The organism is Staphylococcus simiae (assembly GCF_002902085.1).
Classification (GTDB): domain Bacteria; phylum Bacillota; class Bacilli; order Staphylococcales; family Staphylococcaceae; genus Staphylococcus; species Staphylococcus simiae.
In genome coordinates, this window is record NZ_PPQR01000025.1 from 44,538 (window position 1) to 64,833 (window position 20,296).

General features: G+C 31.0%; 21 protein-coding genes. 14 read left to right on the forward strand and 7 right to left on the reverse strand.

What is annotated here, in order from left to right; translation table 11 throughout:
• Positions 1-134: 134 nt before the first annotated feature.
• Positions 135-959 carry an inositol monophosphatase family protein gene (locus CD113_RS04350; RefSeq protein ID WP_095092647.1) on the forward strand — a complete coding sequence of 275 codons (825 nt, stop codon included), beginning with the start codon at positions 135-137 and terminating at the stop codon, positions 957-959.
• Between the two features lie 62 nt (positions 960-1,021).
• Here CD113_RS04350 and CD113_RS04355 read toward each other — a convergent pair whose 3' ends face one another.
• The gene (locus CD113_RS04355; protein WP_002462701.1) at positions 1,022-1,213 is read right to left on the reverse strand and encodes a DUF5325 family protein; all 192 of its coding nucleotides are present in this window, start codon (positions 1,211-1,213) and stop codon (positions 1,022-1,024) included.
• Between the two features lie 101 nt (positions 1,214-1,314).
• On the opposite strand from CD113_RS04355, the gene typA reads away from it, so the two are divergent.
• Complete coding sequence (typA, locus tag CD113_RS04360; RefSeq protein WP_002462702.1) at positions 1,315-3,162, forward strand: translational GTPase TypA; 1,848 nt, start codon at positions 1,315-1,317, stop codon at positions 3,160-3,162.
• A gap of 49 nt (positions 3,163-3,211) precedes the next feature.
• On the opposite strand, the gene CD113_RS04365 is transcribed toward typA, so the two are convergent.
• The gene (locus tag CD113_RS04365; protein ID WP_002462703.1) at positions 3,212-3,379 is read right to left on the reverse strand and encodes a DUF2197 domain-containing protein; all 168 of its coding nucleotides are present in this window, start codon (positions 3,377-3,379) and stop codon (positions 3,212-3,214) included.
• A 1-nt stretch (position 3,380) separates the two neighbouring features.
• On the reverse strand, positions 3,381-3,863 hold the full coding sequence (locus tag CD113_RS04370) for a hypothetical protein (RefSeq protein ID WP_002462704.1): 483 nt from the start codon (positions 3,861-3,863) through the stop codon (positions 3,381-3,383).
• Positions 3,864-4,003: 140 nt separating this feature from the next.
• Here CD113_RS04370 and CD113_RS04375 point away from each other — a divergent pair, with 140 nt between their 5' ends.
• The 3 genes from CD113_RS04375 (at position 4,004) to CD113_RS04385 (ending at position 9,959) form a co-directional block, all read left to right on the forward strand.
• Positions 4,004-4,279, forward strand: a complete 276-nt coding sequence (locus CD113_RS04375) for a YlaN family protein (protein ID WP_002462705.1) — start codon at positions 4,004-4,006, stop codon at positions 4,277-4,279.
• A 307-nt stretch (positions 4,280-4,586) separates the two neighbouring features.
• Positions 4,587-5,813, forward strand: coding sequence for a cell division peptidoglycan polymerase FtsW (gene ftsW / locus CD113_RS04380; RefSeq protein ID WP_002462706.1), 1,227 nt, complete (start codon positions 4,587-4,589; stop codon positions 5,811-5,813).
• Positions 5,814-6,512: 699 nt separating this feature from the next.
• Positions 6,513-9,959 carry a pyruvate carboxylase gene (locus CD113_RS04385; protein ID WP_002462707.1) on the forward strand — a complete coding sequence of 1,149 codons (3,447 nt, stop codon included), beginning with the start codon at positions 6,513-6,515 and terminating at the stop codon, positions 9,957-9,959.
• Positions 9,960-10,043: 84 nt separating this feature from the next.
• Here the strand turns inward: CD113_RS04385 and CD113_RS04390 are convergent, their stop codons facing one another.
• Positions 10,044-10,961, reverse strand: a complete 918-nt coding sequence (locus CD113_RS04390; protein ID WP_002462708.1) for a COX15/CtaA family protein — start codon at positions 10,959-10,961, stop codon at positions 10,044-10,046.
• A 247-nt stretch (positions 10,962-11,208) separates the two neighbouring features.
• Between CD113_RS04390 and cyoE the strand changes: the two genes are divergently transcribed.
• The 4 genes from cyoE to CD113_RS04410 all read left to right on the forward strand — a co-directional run bounded on the left by cyoE (position 11,209) and on the right by CD113_RS04410 (position 14,887).
• On the forward strand, positions 11,209-12,120 hold the full coding sequence (cyoE, locus tag CD113_RS04395; protein WP_002462709.1) for a heme o synthase: 912 nt from the start codon (positions 11,209-11,211) through the stop codon (positions 12,118-12,120).
• Between the two features lie 25 nt (positions 12,121-12,145).
• Positions 12,146-12,607 (forward strand): DUF420 domain-containing protein, encoded by a 462-nt coding sequence (locus CD113_RS04400; protein ID WP_002462710.1) that lies wholly within the window; start codon positions 12,146-12,148, stop codon positions 12,605-12,607.
• 787 nt (positions 12,608-13,394) lie between these two features.
• Entirely contained in the window at positions 13,395-14,435 is a 1,041-nt protein-coding gene (locus CD113_RS04405) for a CAP-associated domain-containing protein (protein ID WP_095092649.1), read from the forward strand.
• 17 nt (positions 14,436-14,452) lie between these two features.
• On the forward strand, positions 14,453-14,887 hold the full coding sequence (locus CD113_RS04410) for a YlbF family regulator (protein ID WP_002462472.1): 435 nt from the start codon (positions 14,453-14,455) through the stop codon (positions 14,885-14,887).
• Between the two features lie 225 nt (positions 14,888-15,112).
• On the opposite strand, the gene CD113_RS04415 is transcribed toward CD113_RS04410, so the two are convergent.
• Positions 15,113-16,045 (reverse strand): glycerophosphodiester phosphodiesterase, encoded by a 933-nt coding sequence (locus CD113_RS04415; RefSeq protein ID WP_002462473.1) that lies wholly within the window; start codon positions 16,043-16,045, stop codon positions 15,113-15,115.
• Between the two features lie 224 nt (positions 16,046-16,269).
• Between CD113_RS04415 and CD113_RS04420 the strand changes: the two genes are divergently transcribed.
• Positions 16,270-16,521: a YlbG family protein gene (locus tag CD113_RS04420; protein WP_002462474.1), complete on the forward strand. Its 252-nt coding sequence runs from the start codon at positions 16,270-16,272 to the stop codon at positions 16,519-16,521.
• 4 nt (positions 16,522-16,525) lie between these two features.
• On the opposite strand, the gene CD113_RS04425 is transcribed toward CD113_RS04420, so the two are convergent.
• Positions 16,526-16,915, reverse strand: coding sequence for a DUF7147 family protein (locus tag CD113_RS04425; RefSeq protein ID WP_002462475.1), 390 nt, complete (start codon positions 16,913-16,915; stop codon positions 16,526-16,528).
• 69 nt (positions 16,916-16,984) lie between these two features.
• Between CD113_RS04425 and rsmD the strand changes: the two genes are divergently transcribed.
• On the forward strand, positions 16,985-17,527 hold the full coding sequence (gene rsmD / locus CD113_RS04430; RefSeq protein WP_002462476.1) for a 16S rRNA (guanine(966)-N(2))-methyltransferase RsmD: 543 nt from the start codon (positions 16,985-16,987) through the stop codon (positions 17,525-17,527).
• A gap of 1 nt (position 17,528) precedes the next feature.
• Positions 17,529-18,011: a pantetheine-phosphate adenylyltransferase gene (gene coaD / locus CD113_RS04435; RefSeq protein WP_002462477.1), complete on the forward strand. Its 483-nt coding sequence runs from the start codon at positions 17,529-17,531 to the stop codon at positions 18,009-18,011.
• 90 nt (positions 18,012-18,101) lie between these two features.
• On the opposite strand, the gene CD113_RS04440 is transcribed toward coaD, so the two are convergent.
• Positions 18,102-19,238 (reverse strand): nucleotidyltransferase, encoded by a 1,137-nt coding sequence (locus tag CD113_RS04440; protein ID WP_002462478.1) that lies wholly within the window; start codon positions 19,236-19,238, stop codon positions 18,102-18,104.
• Between the two features lie 126 nt (positions 19,239-19,364).
• On the opposite strand from CD113_RS04440, the gene CD113_RS04445 reads away from it, so the two are divergent.
• Both CD113_RS04445 and rpmF read left to right on the forward strand, forming a co-directional pair.
• Positions 19,365-19,919: a YceD family protein gene (locus tag CD113_RS04445; protein WP_002462479.1), complete on the forward strand. Its 555-nt coding sequence runs from the start codon at positions 19,365-19,367 to the stop codon at positions 19,917-19,919.
• A gap of 79 nt (positions 19,920-19,998) precedes the next feature.
• Positions 19,999-20,172 (forward strand): 50S ribosomal protein L32, encoded by a 174-nt coding sequence (rpmF, locus tag CD113_RS04455; protein ID WP_002435373.1) that lies wholly within the window; start codon positions 19,999-20,001, stop codon positions 20,170-20,172.
• The last annotated feature ends 124 nt before the right edge of the window (positions 20,173-20,296 follow it).

Genomic DNA, 20,296 nt, shown 5'->3' on the forward strand with positions numbered 1-20,296 from the left:
TCAATGTTTAAAAATATTGTAGCATATGATAATAACTATAGAAGATTAATACGCTTAATTTTTTATGAAATAATTCAAATATGTTAATTTTTAAAAAACTTGATGTATAATATGTATGAATAGGAGATGATATCATGGCATTATACGAATTCGCTCATGGCTTAATATTGGAAGCGGGTATTAAAATAAGACAATTAATGGAGCAAGATCTAACTATCGACACAAAATCAAATCCCAATGATTTAGTTACAAATGTAGATAAAGCTACTGAAGTCTTTATAAATGATATGATTAAGCATACTTATCCAGACCACCAAGTGATAGGTGAAGAAGGGCATGGCCATGATATTAATAGTTATAAAGGTGTAGTATGGGTTGTTGATCCAATCGATGGAACATTGAATTTTGTTCATCAGCAACAAAACTTTGCAATTTCTATTGGTATATTTGTTGATGGACAAGCATATGCTGGTTTCGTTTATGATGTTGTGAAAGATGAGTTGTACCATGCTAAAGCTGGTGAAGGTGCTTATTGCCAACATCAAAAATTAAAAAAATTAGAAAATACAGCTCTTAAAACAAGCATTATCGGTATTAATCCTAATTGGTTAACTAAACCAGTTATAGGACCAATATTTAAAGATATTGTTAATGATTCACGAAGTGCTAGAGCATATGGGAGTGCTGCTCTTGAAATTGTTGCAGTTGCAACTGGTCAATTAGCAGCTTATATCACACCTAGATTACAACCATGGGATTTTGCAGGAGGGATTATTATCTTGCAAGAAGTGCAGGGTACAGCATCTAATCTTTTAGGTGAACCATTATTAATTAATTTGCCTAACTCAGTGCTAATTGCTAATTCCAAAGTTCACCAAGAAATATTAAATGATTATCTACAACCACACTATACTACACTAAAATCATTACATGAACGTCGTTTTAACAATAAAAAATAACTTTTAAAAGGGTACTGACACTATTTTAAAATAGCATCAGTACCCTTTTAACATAAAATGTTTTATAGCCAATCGTTTTTACGATATTTCTTTTTCAAAGAAAATCCAGCTCCAAATGTTGCAACAAGTAATACAAATGTTAAAATCATCATTGGGACATTGGCTGCACCAAGAGCAAAACTAAATAGTAATAAAAAAGTCACACCTAATATAGAAAATAGCCAAAAAATCTTTTTAGATTTTTTTTGTTCCATCCTATCCCCACCTTTTGCTTATCATTTCTCAATTATATGATATAATAAAAAAGTTGTAATTAAAAGTGGGATTTTACTTAAGAAAGAAGGAAATTAATTTTATGACTAATAAAAGAGAAGACGTACGTAATATAGCAATTATTGCGCACGTTGACCATGGTAAAACAACTCTAGTAGATGAGTTGTTAAAACAATCTGGTATATTTAGAGAGAACGAACATGTAGACGAAAGAGCAATGGACTCTAACGATATAGAAAGAGAACGTGGTATTACTATTCTTGCCAAAAATACTGCGGTTGAATATAAAGGAACACGTATTAATATTTTAGATACGCCAGGACATGCTGACTTCGGTGGTGAAGTAGAACGTATTATGAAAATGGTAGATGGTGTTGTTCTAGTCGTTGATGCTTATGAAGGTACAATGCCACAAACGCGTTTTGTACTTAAAAAAGCTTTAGAACAAAATTTAAAACCTGTGGTAGTCGTAAATAAAATAGATAAACCATCTGCACGTCCTGAAGGCGTCGTTGATGAAGTGTTAGACTTATTTATCGAACTAGAAGCTAATGATGAACAATTAGAATTCCCAGTAGTTTATGCGTCAGCTGTTAATGGTACTGCGAGCTTAGATGCAGATAAACAAGATGAAAATATGCAATCTTTATATGAAACAATTATTGATTATGTACCTGCACCTGTTGATAATAGTGATGAACCATTACAATTTCAAGTTGCTTTATTAGACTATAATGACTATGTTGGTCGTATTGGTATTGGTCGTGTCTTCAGAGGTAAAATGCGTGTTGGTGATAACGTATCATTAATTAAATTAGATGGTTCTGTTAAGAACTTCCGTGTTACAAAAATGTTTGGTTACTTCGGTCTTAAACGTTTGGAAATTGAAGAAGCGCAAGCAGGCGATTTAATTGCAGTATCAGGAATGGAAGATATCAACGTTGGTGAAACAGTTACACCACATGACCATCAGGAAGCATTACCAGTGTTACGTATTGATGAGCCGACGTTAGAAATGACATTTAAAGTTAATAATTCACCTTTTGCAGGTCGTGAAGGTGATTTTGTTACTGCACGTCAAATTCAAGAACGTTTAGATCAACAATTAGAAACAGATGTTTCATTAAAAGTTAAACCAACTGATTCACCAGATACATGGATCGTAGCTGGTCGTGGTGAATTACATTTATCAATTTTAATTGAAAATATGCGTCGTGAAGGATTTGAATTACAAGTTTCTAAACCACAAGTTATTTTGAAAGAAATTGATGGTGTAATGTGTGAACCATTTGAACGTGTTCAATGTGAAGTTCCTCAAGAGAATTCAGGAGCAGTTATCGAATCATTAGGTGCACGTAAAGGTGAAATGGTTGATATGACTACAACTGACAATGGTTTAACACGTTTAATCTTTATGGTACCAGCACGTGGTATGATTGGTTACACGACTGAATTTATGTCTATGACAAGAGGATATGGTATTATTAACCATACATTTGAAGAATTTAGACCACGTATTAAGGCTCAAATCGGTGGACGTCGTAACGGTGCTTTAATTTCAATGGATCAAGGTTCAGCTAGTACTTATGCGATACTTGGTTTAGAAGATAGAGGGGTAAACTTCATGGAACCAGGTACTGAAGTATATGAAGGTATGATTGTTGGTGAACATAATCGTGAAAATGATTTAACTGTTAATATCACAAAAACAAAACACCAAACAAATGTTCGTTCTGCTACAAAAGACCAAACTCAAACAATGAATCGCCCTCGTATTTTAACTTTAGAAGAAGCATTACAATTTATTAATGATGATGAACTTGTAGAAGTTACACCGCAAAGTATTCGTTTAAGAAAAACGATCTTAAATAAGAGTGTTCGTGAAAAAGAAGCAAAACGTATTAAACAAATGCTACAAGATAACGAATAAGATAATTAAAAACTGAGCTAATCTATTAACGTAGGTTAGCTCAGTTTTTTTAATCTATGTGATTGTGTTGTCGACGTTGCTTAGGTGTGTCTAGACGACTCTTACAATCATCACACATAAAAGTTCTTATTGGATTATTTTTAAGACGTTTAGCTTCAACAGTTTGTTCATCTATGTATACTTTAGTATCACAAATGATACATTGAACTTGTCTCAACTTAAATCACCTCAATTTGAGTGACGTATTTAAATTGATTTGAATAACCGTCCTCTTGGTTATAAATAAAACTATCAACAGCATTGTCGCTATATAAACGTTTGCCGTCTTTAGCAAATTGGAAAAATAAATATGGTAGCAAATCAATTGGAATATCAATATGCTCTTTGTCATTAGATAGACGAATAACTTTAGCATCAATATGTGGTTCAGAATGTGTAAAAAATGGTGCCATATTGATAACAAATGAATCTTCTAACACAGAACGTTTTCTATATTTAATTTCTGAGTTTAGCGTTGGTGGATTAGTTTGACCTTCTAAAATCGCTCGATTCCATTCATGATTATTATCGAAATCAACTGGCTTAGAACCGTCAAAAACACCCTTTTCAAGGTCTTCGATGCGAACTTTTCTATCATCAAATATCCATGTTGTACTATCTAAAGTGATAGGGAACTTTACAGCTCCTTTTATTTGTATCATTGTCCCACTCCCTATAATATAATCTATGGTTATTTTAACATAAAATAGTCATGTCTCATTTTAAATCTACTTGCTTTTTAATATTTAGTAAGATAGAATTTTAGTAAGATAAGAGATAATGATTAGAGGGGGAGCGTGTCATGACGAAACAATCTACTATGAATAATGTAGCATTAGATCAATTAACAAATGATGCAAATGAAATTTTACAATTAATTAAGGTTCAAATGGACAATTTAACTTTACCTTCATGCCCTTTGTATGAAGAAGTTTTAGATACACAAATGTTTGGTCTTCAAAAAGAAGTTGATTTTGCAGTGAAATTAGGCTTAGTTGATAGAGAAGATGGTAAAAAAATTATGTTACGTCTTGAAAAAGAACTTTCAAAATTACACGAAGCATTTACAAACGTTTAATGTCTTTTATAATAAATTATTTTTAATAACGACGACATACATATTACGGGATATTAACAATTATTGTCGTTGAAATAATATTACTAGTTAAAAAGTGACTGCGATATCATATATTGATGATATAACAGTCACTTTTGTTAGGTTAAGATATATTTTTACAACATGATATAAATAAAAATATGCCTAAATTTATCATATTATATTTGTGATAACAGTAGGTAAATGTATATAATTAATAGCAGAGATTTTTTACATATTTTAAAAATAACAACATTATCATACAAATTGTAGAATTGGATGACTTTTTATGAAGAATTTAAGAGGAATTTTAAGGTATATTGGTAAAACATCAAAATTTATCGATTACCCATTGTTAGTTACATATATTGTTTTATGCTTAATAGGTTTAGTCATGGTATATAGTGCGAGTATGGTACCAGCAACGAAAGGTACATTAACTGGCGGTGTCGAAGTAGCAGGAACATACTTTTATAATCGACAACTAGCCTATGTCATTATCAGCTTTATGATTGTCTTTTTTATGGCATTTTTAATGAACGTCAAGTTATTAAGTAATGTTAATGTTCAGAAATGGATGATGTTAGGCATCATTGCATTGTTATTGGCGACTTTAATAGTAGGTAAAGACATCAATGGTTCTAAAAGTTGGATTAATTTAGGCTTTATGAACTTGCAAGCATCAGAACTATTAAAAATTGCTATTATTTTATACTTACCATTTATGATTAATAAGAAAATGCCTAGAGTTCAAAATAATTTCAACTTAATACTTAGACCGTTTCTATTAATTATGATGTGTACTTTCTTAGTACTCTTACAAAAAGACGTAGGTCAAACGTTACTAATTTTAATTATTTTATTTTCTATTATTTTGTATTCAGGAATAGGCGTCTCTAAAGTATTAAGATATGGCATTCCAACAATTTTAGCGTTTTTAGTAGTATTTATTATTGCGTTACTAGGTGGATTCTTACCAACGTATTTAACAGCTCGTTTTAGTATTTTAACAAACCCATTCCAGTATGAATCTGGTACAGGTTATCATATCTCTAACTCTTTATTAGCTATTGGTAATGGTGGAATCTTTGGTAGAGGATTAGGCAACAGTATTTTAAAATTAGGTTATTTGCCTGAACCTCATACTGATTTTATTTTCGCAGTTATTTGTGAAGAATTAGGTTTAATTGGTGGCTTATTAGTGATATGTTTAGAATTCTTTATTGTTTATCGAGCATTTCAATTTGCGACTAAAACAACTTCATATTTTTATAAATTAGTTTGTGTAGGTATAGCTGCATATATCGGTAGCCAAACGTTCGTTAATTTAGGTGGTATATCAGCAACAATACCATTGACAGGTGTACCATTACCATTTATTAGTTATGGTGGTTCATCAATTATTAGTTTAAGTATCGCCTTAGGACTATTACTCATTGTTGGTAAACAAATTAAAATTGATCAACATAGAAAGAAACAACAAAAGAAAATAGATATCAAGCGACGATATAATTAATAACTACATCATATTAAGAAATAACTCCTTTCAAAGTAAACTTTGTGACATGACTACTTTGAAGGGAGTTAGTTTATATTAGTTGAATTAAAGTGATTGTGGTATACATATGTTGTTAATCAATCTTATAATACTCTTATCACAATATATAAGTTTAATGTCATGATTAAAGGAACTCACTTAAATTATGGTTCTCTCCCAAATAAGGCTGATACATAATTATTTTTTTAAGCCTCGCACCCCAACTTGCACGTTATAGTAAAAATTCTATTTATAGAATTTTTCTATGTTGGGGCCCGGTCCCTCAGGAGTCTCAGCTTCAAAATAATTTATATTTTAAATTATTCACTTTTTATTTACCAGTCCTAAAAAATAGAGAACCTTAATTATTTATTAACATTAATTCTTTATTTTGCTAACAACATTACTGTTACTTAATATATTACTATGATTTAATAACTAAATATTATTACTAAAATAAATGCAGATACTAGAAAAGTTTAAACACTGATGATAAGATTAAGTTATTGTTATTGATAACTTTATGTGATTTTTATGGTATTTTTTTAATTTCAATTTATCATTCAATTAGCTTAATTGATAAATTTAGTATATCTATAGCAAAATTTTGAACATTAGGATAAAATTTTATTATCTAATTAGTTAGAAAATTCTAATAGTTTAAGGAGTGTATCGCTATTGAAACATATAAAAAAGTTACTTGTTGCTAACCGTGGAGAAATTGCAATTCGAATTTTTAGAGCAGCAGCAGAGTTAGACATTAGTACGGTTGCAATTTATTCAAACGAAGATAAAAGTTCATTACACAGATATAAAGCTGATGAATCTTATTTAGTAGGCAGTGATTTAGGACCAGCTGAAAGTTATTTAAATATTGAACGTATTATAGATGTAGCAAAACGAGCTCATGTTGATGCGATTCATCCTGGCTATGGTTTTTTAAGTGAGAATGAACAGTTTGCACGTCGATGTCAAGAAGAGGGAATAAAATTTATAGGACCACACCTAGAACATTTAGATATGTTTGGAGATAAAGTCAAAGCACGTACTACTGCAATTAAAGCGAATTTACCGGTTATACCTGGCACAGATGGACCAATTAGTTCATATGAATTAGCCAAAGAATTTGCTGAAGAAGCGGGATATCCATTAATGATTAAAGCTACTAGCGGTGGTGGCGGTAAAGGTATGAGAATTGTACGCCAAGCTAGCGAATTAGAAGATGCTTTCCATCGTGCTAAATCTGAAGCTGAAAAGTCATTTGGTAACAGTGAAGTATATATAGAAAGATACATTGATAACCCTAAACATATTGAAGTTCAAGTTATTGGTGATGAATTCGGTAACATTGTACATTTATATGAACGTGATTGCTCCGTACAACGTAGACATCAAAAAGTTGTGGAAGTGGCACCTTCTGTTGGTTTAACAGAAGATTTAAGACAACGTATTTGTAATGCTGCACTACAATTAATGGAAAATATTAAATATGTTAATGCGGGAACGGTTGAATTTTTAGTTTCTGGTAATGAATTCTTCTTCATTGAAGTAAACCCAAGAGTTCAAGTTGAGCATACGATTACAGAAATGATAACAGGTATTGATATAGTAAAAACACAAATTTTAGTGGCTGATGGTGCAAGTTTATTTGGAGATATGATAAACATGCCGCAACAACAAGATATTCAAACGTTAGGTTATGCTATCCAGTGTCGTATTACTACAGAAGATCCTCTAAATGATTTTATGCCAGATACAGGAACAATTATTGCTTATCGATCTAGTGGTGGATTTGGTGTACGTTTGGATGCAGGTGATGGTTTCCAAGGTGCTGAAATATCACCGTACTATGATTCATTGCTAGTTAAATTATCTACCCATGCGATTTCATTTAAACAAGCCGAAGAAAAAATGGTACGTTCATTAAGAGAAATGAGAATTCGTGGGGTTAAAACAAATATCCCATTTTTAATTAATGTTATGAAAAATAACAAATTCACAAGTGGAGATTATACAACTAAATTTATTGAAGAGACACCGGAACTATTTGACATCAAGCCAACATTAGATAGAGGTACTAAAACTTTAGAGTATATCGGAAATGTTACAATTAATGGTTTTCCAAATGTTCAACAACGACCTAAACCCGAGTACGAGTCAACAAGAATTCCTAAAGTATCCCATAATAGAATTGCTTCTCTGTCAGGTACTAAGCAATTATTAGATCAAGTAGGGCCTAAAGGTGTTGCAGATTGGGTCAAACAACAAGATGATGTCTTGATTACAGATACAACATTTAGAGATGCACATCAATCCTTATTAGCAACCAGAGTAAGAACTAAAGATATGATGAATATTGCTTCAGAAACTGCCGAAGTTTTTAGAGATGGTTTTTCACTTGAAATGTGGGGTGGTGCGACATTTGATGTTGCTTATAACTTCCTTAAAGAAAATCCATGGGAACGTTTAGAACGCTTACGTAAAGCAGTACCAAATGTATTGTTCCAAATGTTGCTAAGAGCGTCCAATGCTGTTGGTTACAAAAATTATCCAGATAATGTGATTCATAAATTTGTTGCAGAAAGTGCCAAAGCAGGCATTGACGTCTTTAGAATATTTGATTCATTAAATTGGGTCGATCAAATGAAAGTAGCAAATGAAGCGGTACAACATGCAGGAAAAATTTCTGAAGGAGCTATTTGTTATACAGGTGATATTTTAAACCCAGAGCGTTCTAACGTTTATACATTAGAATACTATGTGAAATTAGCCAAAGAATTAGAAAGAGAAGGTTTCCATATTTTAGCAATCAAAGATATGGCAGGACTATTGAAGCCTAAAGCAGCCTATGAATTAATAGGAGAATTAAAAGAAGCTGTCGATTTACCAATTCATTTGCATACACATGATACGAGTGGTAATGGCTTATTAACTTACAAACAAGCGATAGATGCTGGTGTCGATATTATTGATACTGCAGTAGCTTCAATGAGTGGTTTGACTAGTCAACCTAGTGCGAACTCTTTATATTATGCATTAAATGGCTTCTCACGTAACTTGAGAACAGATATTGATGGATTAGAAACGTTGAGTCAGTATTGGTCAACTGTACGTTCATATTATTCTGATTTTGAAAGTGATATTAAATCTCCTAATACATCAATTTATCAACATGAAATGCCAGGTGGACAATATTCTAATTTAAGTCAACAAGCGAAAAGTTTAGGACTTGGAGAACGCTTTGATGAAGTTAAAGATATGTATCGTCGGGTTAATTTCTTATTTGGTGATCTCGTAAAAGTGACGCCATCATCTAAAGTTGTAGGAGATATGGCATTATATATGGTTCAAAACGATTTAGATGAACAATCTGTTATTTCTAATGGTTATAAATTAGATTTTCCTGAGTCAGTAGTATCATTTTTTAAAGGTGAAATTGGACAACCTGTTAATGGTTTTAATAAAGAACTGCAAGATGTAATTTTAAAAGGGCAAAGTGCTTTAACTGAAAGACCAGGTGAATATTTGGAACCTGTTAATTTTGATGAAGTCAGAAATCAATTGGCACAACAACAAGATGACGTTACTGAACAAGATGTTATTAGTTATGTATTATATCCAAAAGTATACGAACAATATGTTCAAACCAAAGAGCAATATGGAGATTTATCATTACTCGATACACCAACATTCTTCTTTGGTATGAGAAATGGTGAAACAGTTGAAATTGAAATTGATACTGGTAAGCGTTTAATAATTAAATTAGAAACAATTAGCGAGCCTGATGAAAATGGTAATAGAACAATTTACTATGCTATGAATGGTCAAGCACGTAGAATTTATATTAAAGATGACAATGTGAAAACTAACGCACATGTTAAGCCGAAAGCTGATAAGTCAAATCCAAATCACATAGGAGCTCAAATGCCTGGATCAGTAACTGAGGTAAAAGTTGCTGTGGGTGATGAAGTTAAAGCTAATCAACCATTGTTAATTACCGAAGCGATGAAAATGGAAACAACGGTTCAAGCACCATTTGATGGTGTCATTAAACAAATAACTGTGGTTAATGGTGATACTATTGCTACTGGAGATTTACTTATTGAAATAGAAACACAACAATAATGAAACATCACAAATATTGTATATAAACAAGCACCCTAACAATGACTTAAGTCAGTCATTGTTAGGGTGTTTATTGTAATGTTATTAATTTTTAGCTTTTAAAGCACGTTTAGTACGTAATATTAACATAATAAAGTATGCCATCATACCAAATAAATAAGTTATAAACAGGGCATGGAATAAAGCAACTATTAAGTTTACGCCAGTCATGATTGATAGGGCACCTGTAACAGCTTGTAGTATAACTAAAATAAATGCCGCTGTATAACCATATCTAACGGTACGATTATTTGGATAATTTTTAATAGCGTGAATGTAAGTAATTAAAATAATCGTAAAGACAATTAAAGCCATAGCTCTATGAGTTAATTGAACCCAGTCTTGTTCAGTATGCGGTAATAAATCACTAAACGGTAGTGGAAATCCACCATAAGCCAAACTAGCGTGCGCATGTCTAACTAACGCACCTGTATAAACGCCACAATATGTTATGATTGCCATAATCCAAGTTAAGCGACGTAGTGGTTTTTTGATAATTAGTACATCAGCTTCATATTTTTGATCCACTGAGAAAATAATTAAAGTAATTAAGAATACTGATGAAAAACTAATTAAAGAAATACCAAAATGAAGCGCAAGAACGTAACTATTTTGTTGCCAAATTACAGCTGCAGCTCCTACCAATGCTTGAATTAATAAAAAGCCAACACTAATGATAGATAATGGTTTAATTTCTTTTATATATCCTATATTTTTCCAAGCAGTTATAACTAGCCAAAGTACAATAATTAATGATAAGCCCGATACAGCCCTGTGACTTAATTCAATTATTGTAGAAATAGGCATGAAGTCTGGAACTAGCGCACCATGGCATAATGGCCAAGATGATCCACAACCATCTTCTGAGCCAGTTTTGGTAACTAAAGCTCCACCTAGTTGCACGAACGTCATCATTAATGTTGCTAGGACGCCAAGCCATTTTAAATTCTTTTTGCTAAACACTTTTATACACCCCACAATAAAAAAACGCATCTAAAAATATGACATACATATTTTCACACGGATGCATCATTTTTAATATTTATTTTCTAACACATACAGTATAACAATTATTTAAGACATAATTGTGTCACAAAATTGACATTTTATAATGTCGTAAAGATGTCACAATTTAATTTTATTAAACCTGTTAATTTTATGCAAATTGATATATCATATTATTATATGGATAAATTTAAGGAGGGGGAAAATGAGTAAAGAGCACACTTTGTCACAAGATGAAAGCAGAGTAAACTTCAAAGAATTACAACAAATTATTAAAATGGGACTTGTTCAAGGTAACTTGATTCCAGCATTTGCAGGTGCATGGCTTGCGGTTGTAATGACAGGTCATTCCTTCCTATCATCGATACCTCAAATTATACTGATGCTTATAGGCTCTACATTAATTATGGGTGGTGCTTGTGCATTAAATAATTATTATGATCAAGATATTGATCAAATTATGCCAAGTAAGCAAAATAGACCTACAGTTAATGATAGAATTTCAAATAAAAATTTATTGTTATTGAGTTTCGGAATGATGTTAGTAGGTGAAATTAATTTATTCCTATTAAATATTCCAACAGGTGTATTAGGCCTTGCAGGCATAGTAGGATATGTCTCTTTTTATTCTATTTGGTCTAAGAGACATACAACTTGGAACACTGTTGTAGGTAGTTTCCCTGGAGCTGTACCACCATTAATTGGTTGGGTTGCTATTGAAGGATCTATGAGTATAGAAGCAATTGCTTTGTTTTTAGTTATATTTTGTTGGCAACCTATTCATTTTTATGCTTTAGCAATTAAACGTAAAGATGAATATTCATTAGCCAATATTCCAATGTTACCATCCGTTAAAGGATTTAAACGTACGCGTGTCAGTATGTTTATATGGTTAATTATTTTATTACCATTACCACTTATGTTATCTAGCTTAGGAATAACATTTGTAGTGTTAGCTACATTATTAAATCTTGGATGGCTTGCATTAGGTTTAACAACTTTCAAAAAAGATTCAATTCAAGAGAAATGGGCAACAAAAATGTTTATATATTCACTAAATTATTTAGTAGTATTTTTCGTTTTAGTTGTTATCGTTTCACTAATTAATATGATTTAGATTAAATTAGGTTAGGATGAAAAATATGGGCGTTCCAATTTTACCAACAATTAGTACTTCATGTATCGTAATAAGTGCCATTTTAATTGCGATTGGTTGGAGATTGATTTGGAAAGGCGATATCGAAAAGCATAAAAAAGTGATGTTAGCAGCTGCAGTATTTGCTACAACTTTTTTTGTTATTTATATGAGTAGAACTATTTTTATAGGTAATACTGCTTTTGGTGGACCTGAAAGTATAAAAAAATATTATACGTTTTTCTTAATTTTCCATATTAATTTAGCGACTTTAGGCGGAATATTAGGTATTATACAAATTGTTACTGCATTTAAAGATAAATTTAATATTCACCGTAAAGTTGGACCATTTGCTTCAATCATTTGGTTTTTAACAGCTATTACTGGTGTAACAGTTTATACATTATTATTTGTGCTATATCCAGGTGGAGAAACGACATCATTACTAAAAGCAACATTTGGTCATTAATTTAATAATTGAATGAGATAAGAAACTGGTAGAACATAATGTGTTTTATCAGTTTTTTTAATTGCATGGTTATATAAAGTATTGGTTGCGCTTGGCAGTAACTGTTTATAGGTAGTGAGACAGAAATAATTATTTCAAAACAAATTATTTCGTAGATGCCCGTCTTGCACATTAATGTAAAATCCACACATGAATTTTTGATGACGGGTCCCTTGCCCAACTATGCCCGTCTTGCACATAAAAGAAAAAATTTTAGTTATAAAATTTTTCTATGACGGGTCCCTTCATTGTCTGAAAAAACTGACTAACCAGTTTTTTTTGTGTTGGGTCCCTTCCACCCCGGCAAAACTGACTAGGTTTGTAACACGTTGATAAATCAACATTTTACAAATTAGACAGTTACTGCCAAATGCTTGATATTAAGTATAAATGTTTTATGTCCCAGGCTCTACTAGTCGCTATTGACGTGATGGGTGATAGCAGTTATAGAAAAATTTCAAGGCTAACAATTGTCTATAAGTGCAACTGCATAGGGACTCAAAGCAGAAAAATTTTAATCAGAGAATTTTAACCTTTGTTTTATTAATATTTACAATTTTATTATATGATCATAGTTTAAGTATGATTGTTAGTATTTCAACTGGAAATTCTCTATACTATAATCTAACTCAATCAACAATTAATGACGAGATTCAATGTGATGTAATCTACATAGAATTACTCGAGTGGTTGCTTATTTCTGTATTGTTTTTTACAATAGTAATAATTATTTTTAGGTGGTTGGCTGATGAAAAAATTAGTAATTAGAGTTATTGGAGTGCTATTTTTAATAGGCTTTTTAATATATTTATTTTATTCACCAAAACTGAAATTTGATGTTTTAGAGAATCCTAATAAAAATACTAAAATAACAAAAAGTGATAAATACAAAATGAATAACCATGCAGAAAATCCGAAACCTAAAAAGGGTGTTGGTACATGGTTGGGTAGAAACATTAATATTTTAACTAAAAAATATGGACAAGCAGAACGTGTTTATCCATATAAAGAAGACTATAAAAATTATATTTTCAAAGATGAAAATAAATATTATATTGTTACAACTAAAGATAAAAAAATTGAGTCAGTATATGCAACTGGCAAATCTGTTGACGTAAGTCCGCTAAAAATCGGTGAACATTTGGGGAAAGTATTTAATAATACGAGTATAAACCCTGAACCAACATTTACGGTTAACGGCAAGAAATATGAATTTGAATTATCAGATGAAGACATAAAAACTCAGATGTTAATTAAATATGGAGATATTTATGCACAAGTTTATGCAGACCAACAGTCAAAAGAAATATTAAGTGTTAGATTTTTAACTAAAGAGATGTTAGCAGAAATTCAACCATACCAATTAAATAATAATTCCTTGGATAGTGATGATAGAAAAATTGAACAACCAGTTGGACAAAGTCCTAATCAACTCATTTCATTGTATGAAGTAACGAATGAGATGAGAAAACTTAAAGGATTACATCCTTTAAAAGTAAATAGTGATTTAGCGCATATAGCGTCAAATAACTTATACGAAGCAACTTCAAGTGGTAATGATAGCGTGGAGTTTACTGAAGATGCTTTAAAAGGTCAATTGGATAAAAATAGTATAAGTTATAAGTCTACTGCTCAAAATGTAGGCTATGACTTTAATGACGTACCGACATTGATTCATAGTTGGATGAATTCAGATATTCATCGATCACGACTTTTAAATTCTAAGTATGATGAAATGGGTGGAGAAGTGATGAGAGATTACTATTCGTTAATCTTTTTGCAAAAATAATAAAATGAGGGATATATATGATAACTAGTGCATCATTGGACATTTTAGATGATATAGACGAATTAGCGGATATGATTGTCCAATCCGAAACGTATTTTCAATTTAAACAAGCAGAGCAACAATTGGCGAATGATGATGAAGCACATTTATTATATCAAGCTTTTTTGAAATCTAAGGAAAAATACGATGAAGTACAAAGATTTGGGAAGTATCATCCAGATTATAAACAAGTTATGATGGAAACAAGACAACGTAAGCGAGCGTATGAAATGCTTGAAGTGGTTATGAATCATAAATCAAAAGAAGTAGAGTTACAACAACTTATAGATGAAGTAGTTTCTAAAATTGCAGTAGCAGTTTCTGAAAATGTAAAAATAGAAGCGGGCAATCCATTTTTTCAAACTACTCATCATGGTTGTGCGACTGGTGGATCATGTAATTGTTCATTGTAATAGATATACAACTTAAAAAAGAGGTAATCCGTTAATTTGGATTACCTCTTTTTTATAAATCTAGTAAATAGTAACTTTAATAAATTAGAATAAGACAACAAGCATTTTACACTTAAAATTAATCAATTGTTAATAGCTTTCTAGTATAAAAATGTTGTTAACTCATTGTCTTATATTCATAGTTAGTCTAGAGAATGTGTGTCTCTAAAATAAATCTTTACTAAATTATTTCTGTTTAACTCCTAGCGTTGATTTAAATTGTTGAGCTAAATCTGGACGATCAGTAACTAAGGTATGTACACCTTTATGATATAAATCTTTCATTAAATCTACACTATTTACGCCATAAAATCCTGGTACAATGTTTAAGTCATTCAACCAATTTATAAAGCGTCTAGAAGTTAAATTTATACCATTAAATGATGTTGGCATTTGGAAAGTATTAGCTTGAGGAAGATATGACTTCCCAAGGAATAAATGATATTTTAAAAAGGCTTCTGTAACTTCTTGTTGACTTGCACCTATAGCAATACGACCGTTTGCTATATTATTGAAACGTGTTATTTGTTGTCGATAAAAACTAGTTACTAAAACGCGATCTTGTGCATGATTACTTGTGATAATATCAAACATGATTTGTGGCGCAATGCTACCTTCAAATGAATCTGGAGCATCTTTTAAATCTACATTGATATACATATTAGGATACATTTGTAGTAATTCATCAAAAGTTAAAATAGATGCATCTTTGTGTCCTCTGTATGGTGTTGTACCATTAATATCTTTAAAATGGTATCCTGCATCTAATTTTTTTAATTCAGCTAATGTATGCTCACTCACTTTGCCAGAACCATTAGTTGTTCTATCTACAGTTGCATCATGAAAGACAATTAATTGTTGATCTTTTGTTAATCTAACATCAGTTTCGAACCCATCAACACCAAACTTTATAGCATTATCAAATGCTAGTTTTGTTTGTTCAGGTTTTAAAGCCATACCACCACGATGAGCCAAAATATATGGTGCTTGACTATTGAAAAATGCTGGAATTGTTTGTTTATGTTGTGTTGTTTGGCGTTGCTTTACAATTAGTAAAGAACTTAATAATCCAGCAGTAAGTATTGATGTATTTAGGACAAATCTATTTAATTTCTTCATATCGTGTTCCTCCTTAATTTGAATCATTAGCTTAACAAACATTGTGAAATTTAAACAATGATATGGTATTGAAATATTAATAATTCAAAATAGAAATAGTATAATTAAGCGCTGACTTACTAGAAGTTAATTATCATCATCATTGACGTTGCATCAGCTAAATATTTTAAAATTGATAAAGTCGTGATATGATTAATCCTGAATAATAATGGAGTGATAATATTATGAATTTAGTTCCGAGAACAAGTATTATTATATATTTAAAACATATGAAACACGAAAGACAAATTCGTAAATATGGGCATATAGTCCATTCAAATAAAGATCGAAAATTTGTTGTAATGTATGTTAATGAAGAAGATGTTGATTACATTGTCAATAAGTTAATGCAATTAAAATATGTAAAACATATTGATGGTTCACCATATAAATATTTAAAGAAATATTATGATAAAGAAAAACATGAAGTTTTATAATTTATTATTGAAGTTCTGGTATCCATTTTTGTAGTCTTAAGACACTAGTTAAATAGTTATAATATAATTGCAAGTCATGAAATGCTTCCGGCGGTTGAACATCGATACCAAATACTGGAATATGATATTGTGCTGCAGTTTTATTTATCATGTCGAATTTTTGATTGCTTTGTGGATAGGGATATTTAAGTGCATTAATCATCGTATAAAACGCTTGAAAATGATTGCCAGAAGTCGGTTGCATAATGATTGATACAGATGATAATGCTTTTGGTGATTGTGGTGAATGGAAGTAAACAATTTTATCAATTCGTTGGTGATTATATTCAATTAATGTCATGAATTCGAATAAATCTGTTAATCCTTCTCCAAGTGTAATAAATGTCTGTTTCATAGTTATATCAATCTCCTTTTTCTCAATAAATTATATAAAATTAGTAAATGAATTGGAAGTGTTAATCATATGAGAGTGATTGCAGGTAAACATAAAAGCAAAGCTTTGGAAAGTCTTGAAGGGCGTAATACTAGACCGACAATGGACAAAGTAAAAGAAGGTATCTTTAATAGTTTGTTTGACATCGATGGGTTAGGATTAGATCTTTTTGCCGGAAGTGGTGCACTAGGCATTGAAGCATTATCTCGTGGCATGGATAAGGTTATCTTTGTTGATCAAAATTTTAAGGCTGTACAAGTGATTAAAGCAAATTTAAAACAACTCGACTTAATGCCACAAGCAGAAGTTTATAAAAATAACGCAGATAGAGCATTAAAAGCATTAGCTAAAAGAGAAATTCAGTTTGATATTATTTTTCTAGACCCACCTTACAATAAAGGATTAATTGATAAAGCATTGGAACAAATCTCACAGTTTAATTTATTAAAAGAAAATGGTATCATCGTTTGTGAATTTAGTAATCATGAAGATATTAAATATCAACCATTTAAGTTAATTAAAAGGTACCATTATGGATTGACAGATACTTTGTTACTAGAAAAAGGAGAATAGTATGAAACATACAATTGCGGTCATACCAGGAAGTTTTGACCCTATTACATATGGTCATTTAGATATTATCGAAAGAAGTACAGATCGTTTTGATGAAATTCATGTTTGTGTTTTAAAAAATAGTAAAAAAGAAGGTACGTTCAGCTTAGAAGAACGTATGGATTTAATTGCTCAATCTGTATCACATTTGCCAAATGTTCAAGTCCATCAGTTTAGTGGTTTATTAGTAGATTATTGTGAACAAGTAGGGGCAAAAACAATTATTCGTGGCTTAAGAGCTGTAAGTGATTTTGAATATGAATTACGCTTAACGTCAATGAATAAAAAGTTAAATAATGAAATAGAGACGATGTATATGATGACAAGTACGAATTACTCATTTATAAGTTCAAGTATTGTTAAAGAAGTGGCTGCATATCGTGCAGACATTTCAGAGTTTGTACCACCTAATGTTGAAAAAGCTTTAAAAGAAAAATTTAAATAATTGAAAACCTAATGTCTTGGTGAATCGTTCAAGACATTAGGTTTTATAATGTAATAGAAAAGTTGATAATGTTTTAATTATTATTCAATGTTATAACTTTTGAATAACGGGTGTATTGAAATCATGTTGTGTTTGACCACTGATTAAGTTATAAATTGTTGTACTTTTTATTTCGTTTTTAAATAGATGTCTGTTACTTTTATTGGTGTTTGTAGCAAAGACTCTTTCGGGAAATTTTGATTTTAATAATTTTAAATAGGCTCTACCTTGTTCGTTCATTGCTAAAATTCTGACACCATTGATGTGAGTTGATACGTCTTGTTGCTTTATATTTAGTAGTACGTTCATTAGTAATCGTTGGATATGAGTATAGGTATAGCGCTTTGTTTTTAATAAATCAACATAATGATTCAAATTTGTAGCGTTTTTTATTTTAGATTTTAAGCGGTTTTCCAAGCCTTCAGACATAGTATAAATAGATGTTAAATCACTTTGCTCACTTACTTCAATTTGATATTGTAAATAGTTAAAAACATCATTAGCATTCATATGTGGTTGTTGATATAAATATTGGATATTTGTTGGTACCACATTTTTCCATTCACCATTATTGTTAAATAATGATTTCCTAATGGATGTTCCACTAGCAAAATAATTGTGTTGTATATTAACGTCATGGTGAGAACTTTGTTGACGTGACACAGTTTGTGCTGCTATATGTGGTGCTAGTTGTTTGATTGCTTTAAGATAACTTAAACCTAACATATTGTTTGGCGATTGTAGCTCTGGATGATGATTCAATAGTTCACTAATAATACGAGGATAACTTTTTCCTTCTTTCAGTTTAATGTTAAAGTCATCTGATTGCTCAATCAAAATAATTTGTTGAGATAATTCTTTTAATAATTCAATGTTGCCACTTTCGCTACCGAAAACGATGCAATCAATATCCAAGTAGTCAGCTACTTTTACCGCAAGTTGTGCAAAATAATCACTTGAAGAAAGACTAGCTATTAGCGGCAATTCAACGACTAAATCTACACTCGATAAAGCCATGGTTGCGCGTGTAAATTTGTTATAGATAGCAGGTTCACCACGCATAACAAAGTTACCGCTCATGATAGCAACTGTAACGTCAGCTTGTGAAATTGTTTTAGATTGCTTGATGTGATGTTGATGCCCATTATGAAAGGGATTATATTCTGTTATTAAGCCAACGCTTTTCATTTGCATTTCTTCCTTTCAGTATTCATTATTATTATTGTAACAGATGAACATATGTTAAGAAAAAATCTTGACAACTTGTGATTAGAAAGTTAAAATAAATTTTGTGCTTGTTAGAGGTGAAGCCATATGAAATGGTCAATTACGCAATTAAGAAAATATCAAGGTAAGCCTTTTGAATTTAATCAAACGGTAAGTTTTGACAATTTAAAAGAATCACTTGGATTAATTGATTTATCTCCAATTACTGTTCAAGGTCAGTTAACAATTAAATCGACTGAAGTTATTGCAGATATGCATATTACTGGTACCTATACGATGCCTTGTGCACGTACTTTAGTACCTGTTGAAGTACCATTAGATGTTAATACAACAGAAGTGTTTGATTTAGAAGGTTATAATCAATACATTGATGAAGATGATGTCGATGAACATTATCACGAGGTCACAAATGGTACAGTTGATTTGAAAGATATTGTTGAGGATATTGTAATTATTGAGAAACCAATGAGAGCTTATTCTGAACAAAGCAATCAAATGTTGACAGAAGGTAACGGTTGGGAAGTCATTGATGAAGATCAATTAGCACAACTTGCTAAAGAGCAAGAAGAGAGTGATTCAACAGAACAACAAGTTGATCCAAGGCTTCAGAAATTACAACAATTATATGATAAAGAGCAATAAGTAGTTTAGTTAATGATATAATGTTGTTAATTAAACAAACATTAATTATTATTCGTTTATAATTTAAGGAGGATATATCATGGCAGTACCAAAAAGAAGAACTTCTAAAACTAGAAAAAACAAACGTCGTACTCACTTCAAAATCTCAGTTCCAGGTATGACTGAATGCCCAAGTTGTGGCGAATACAAATTATCTCACCGCGTATGTAAAAACTGTGGTTCTTACAATGGTGAAGAAGTAGTTTCTAAATAATTAGATACTCATATATAAATCCTGATTGAAATAATAATTTCAATCAGGGTTTTTTGTAGTTCTATAATTATATTCTCTGTCAAATTGGACTGATGTATAACATTTTTATGAGCCTGAGACAAAA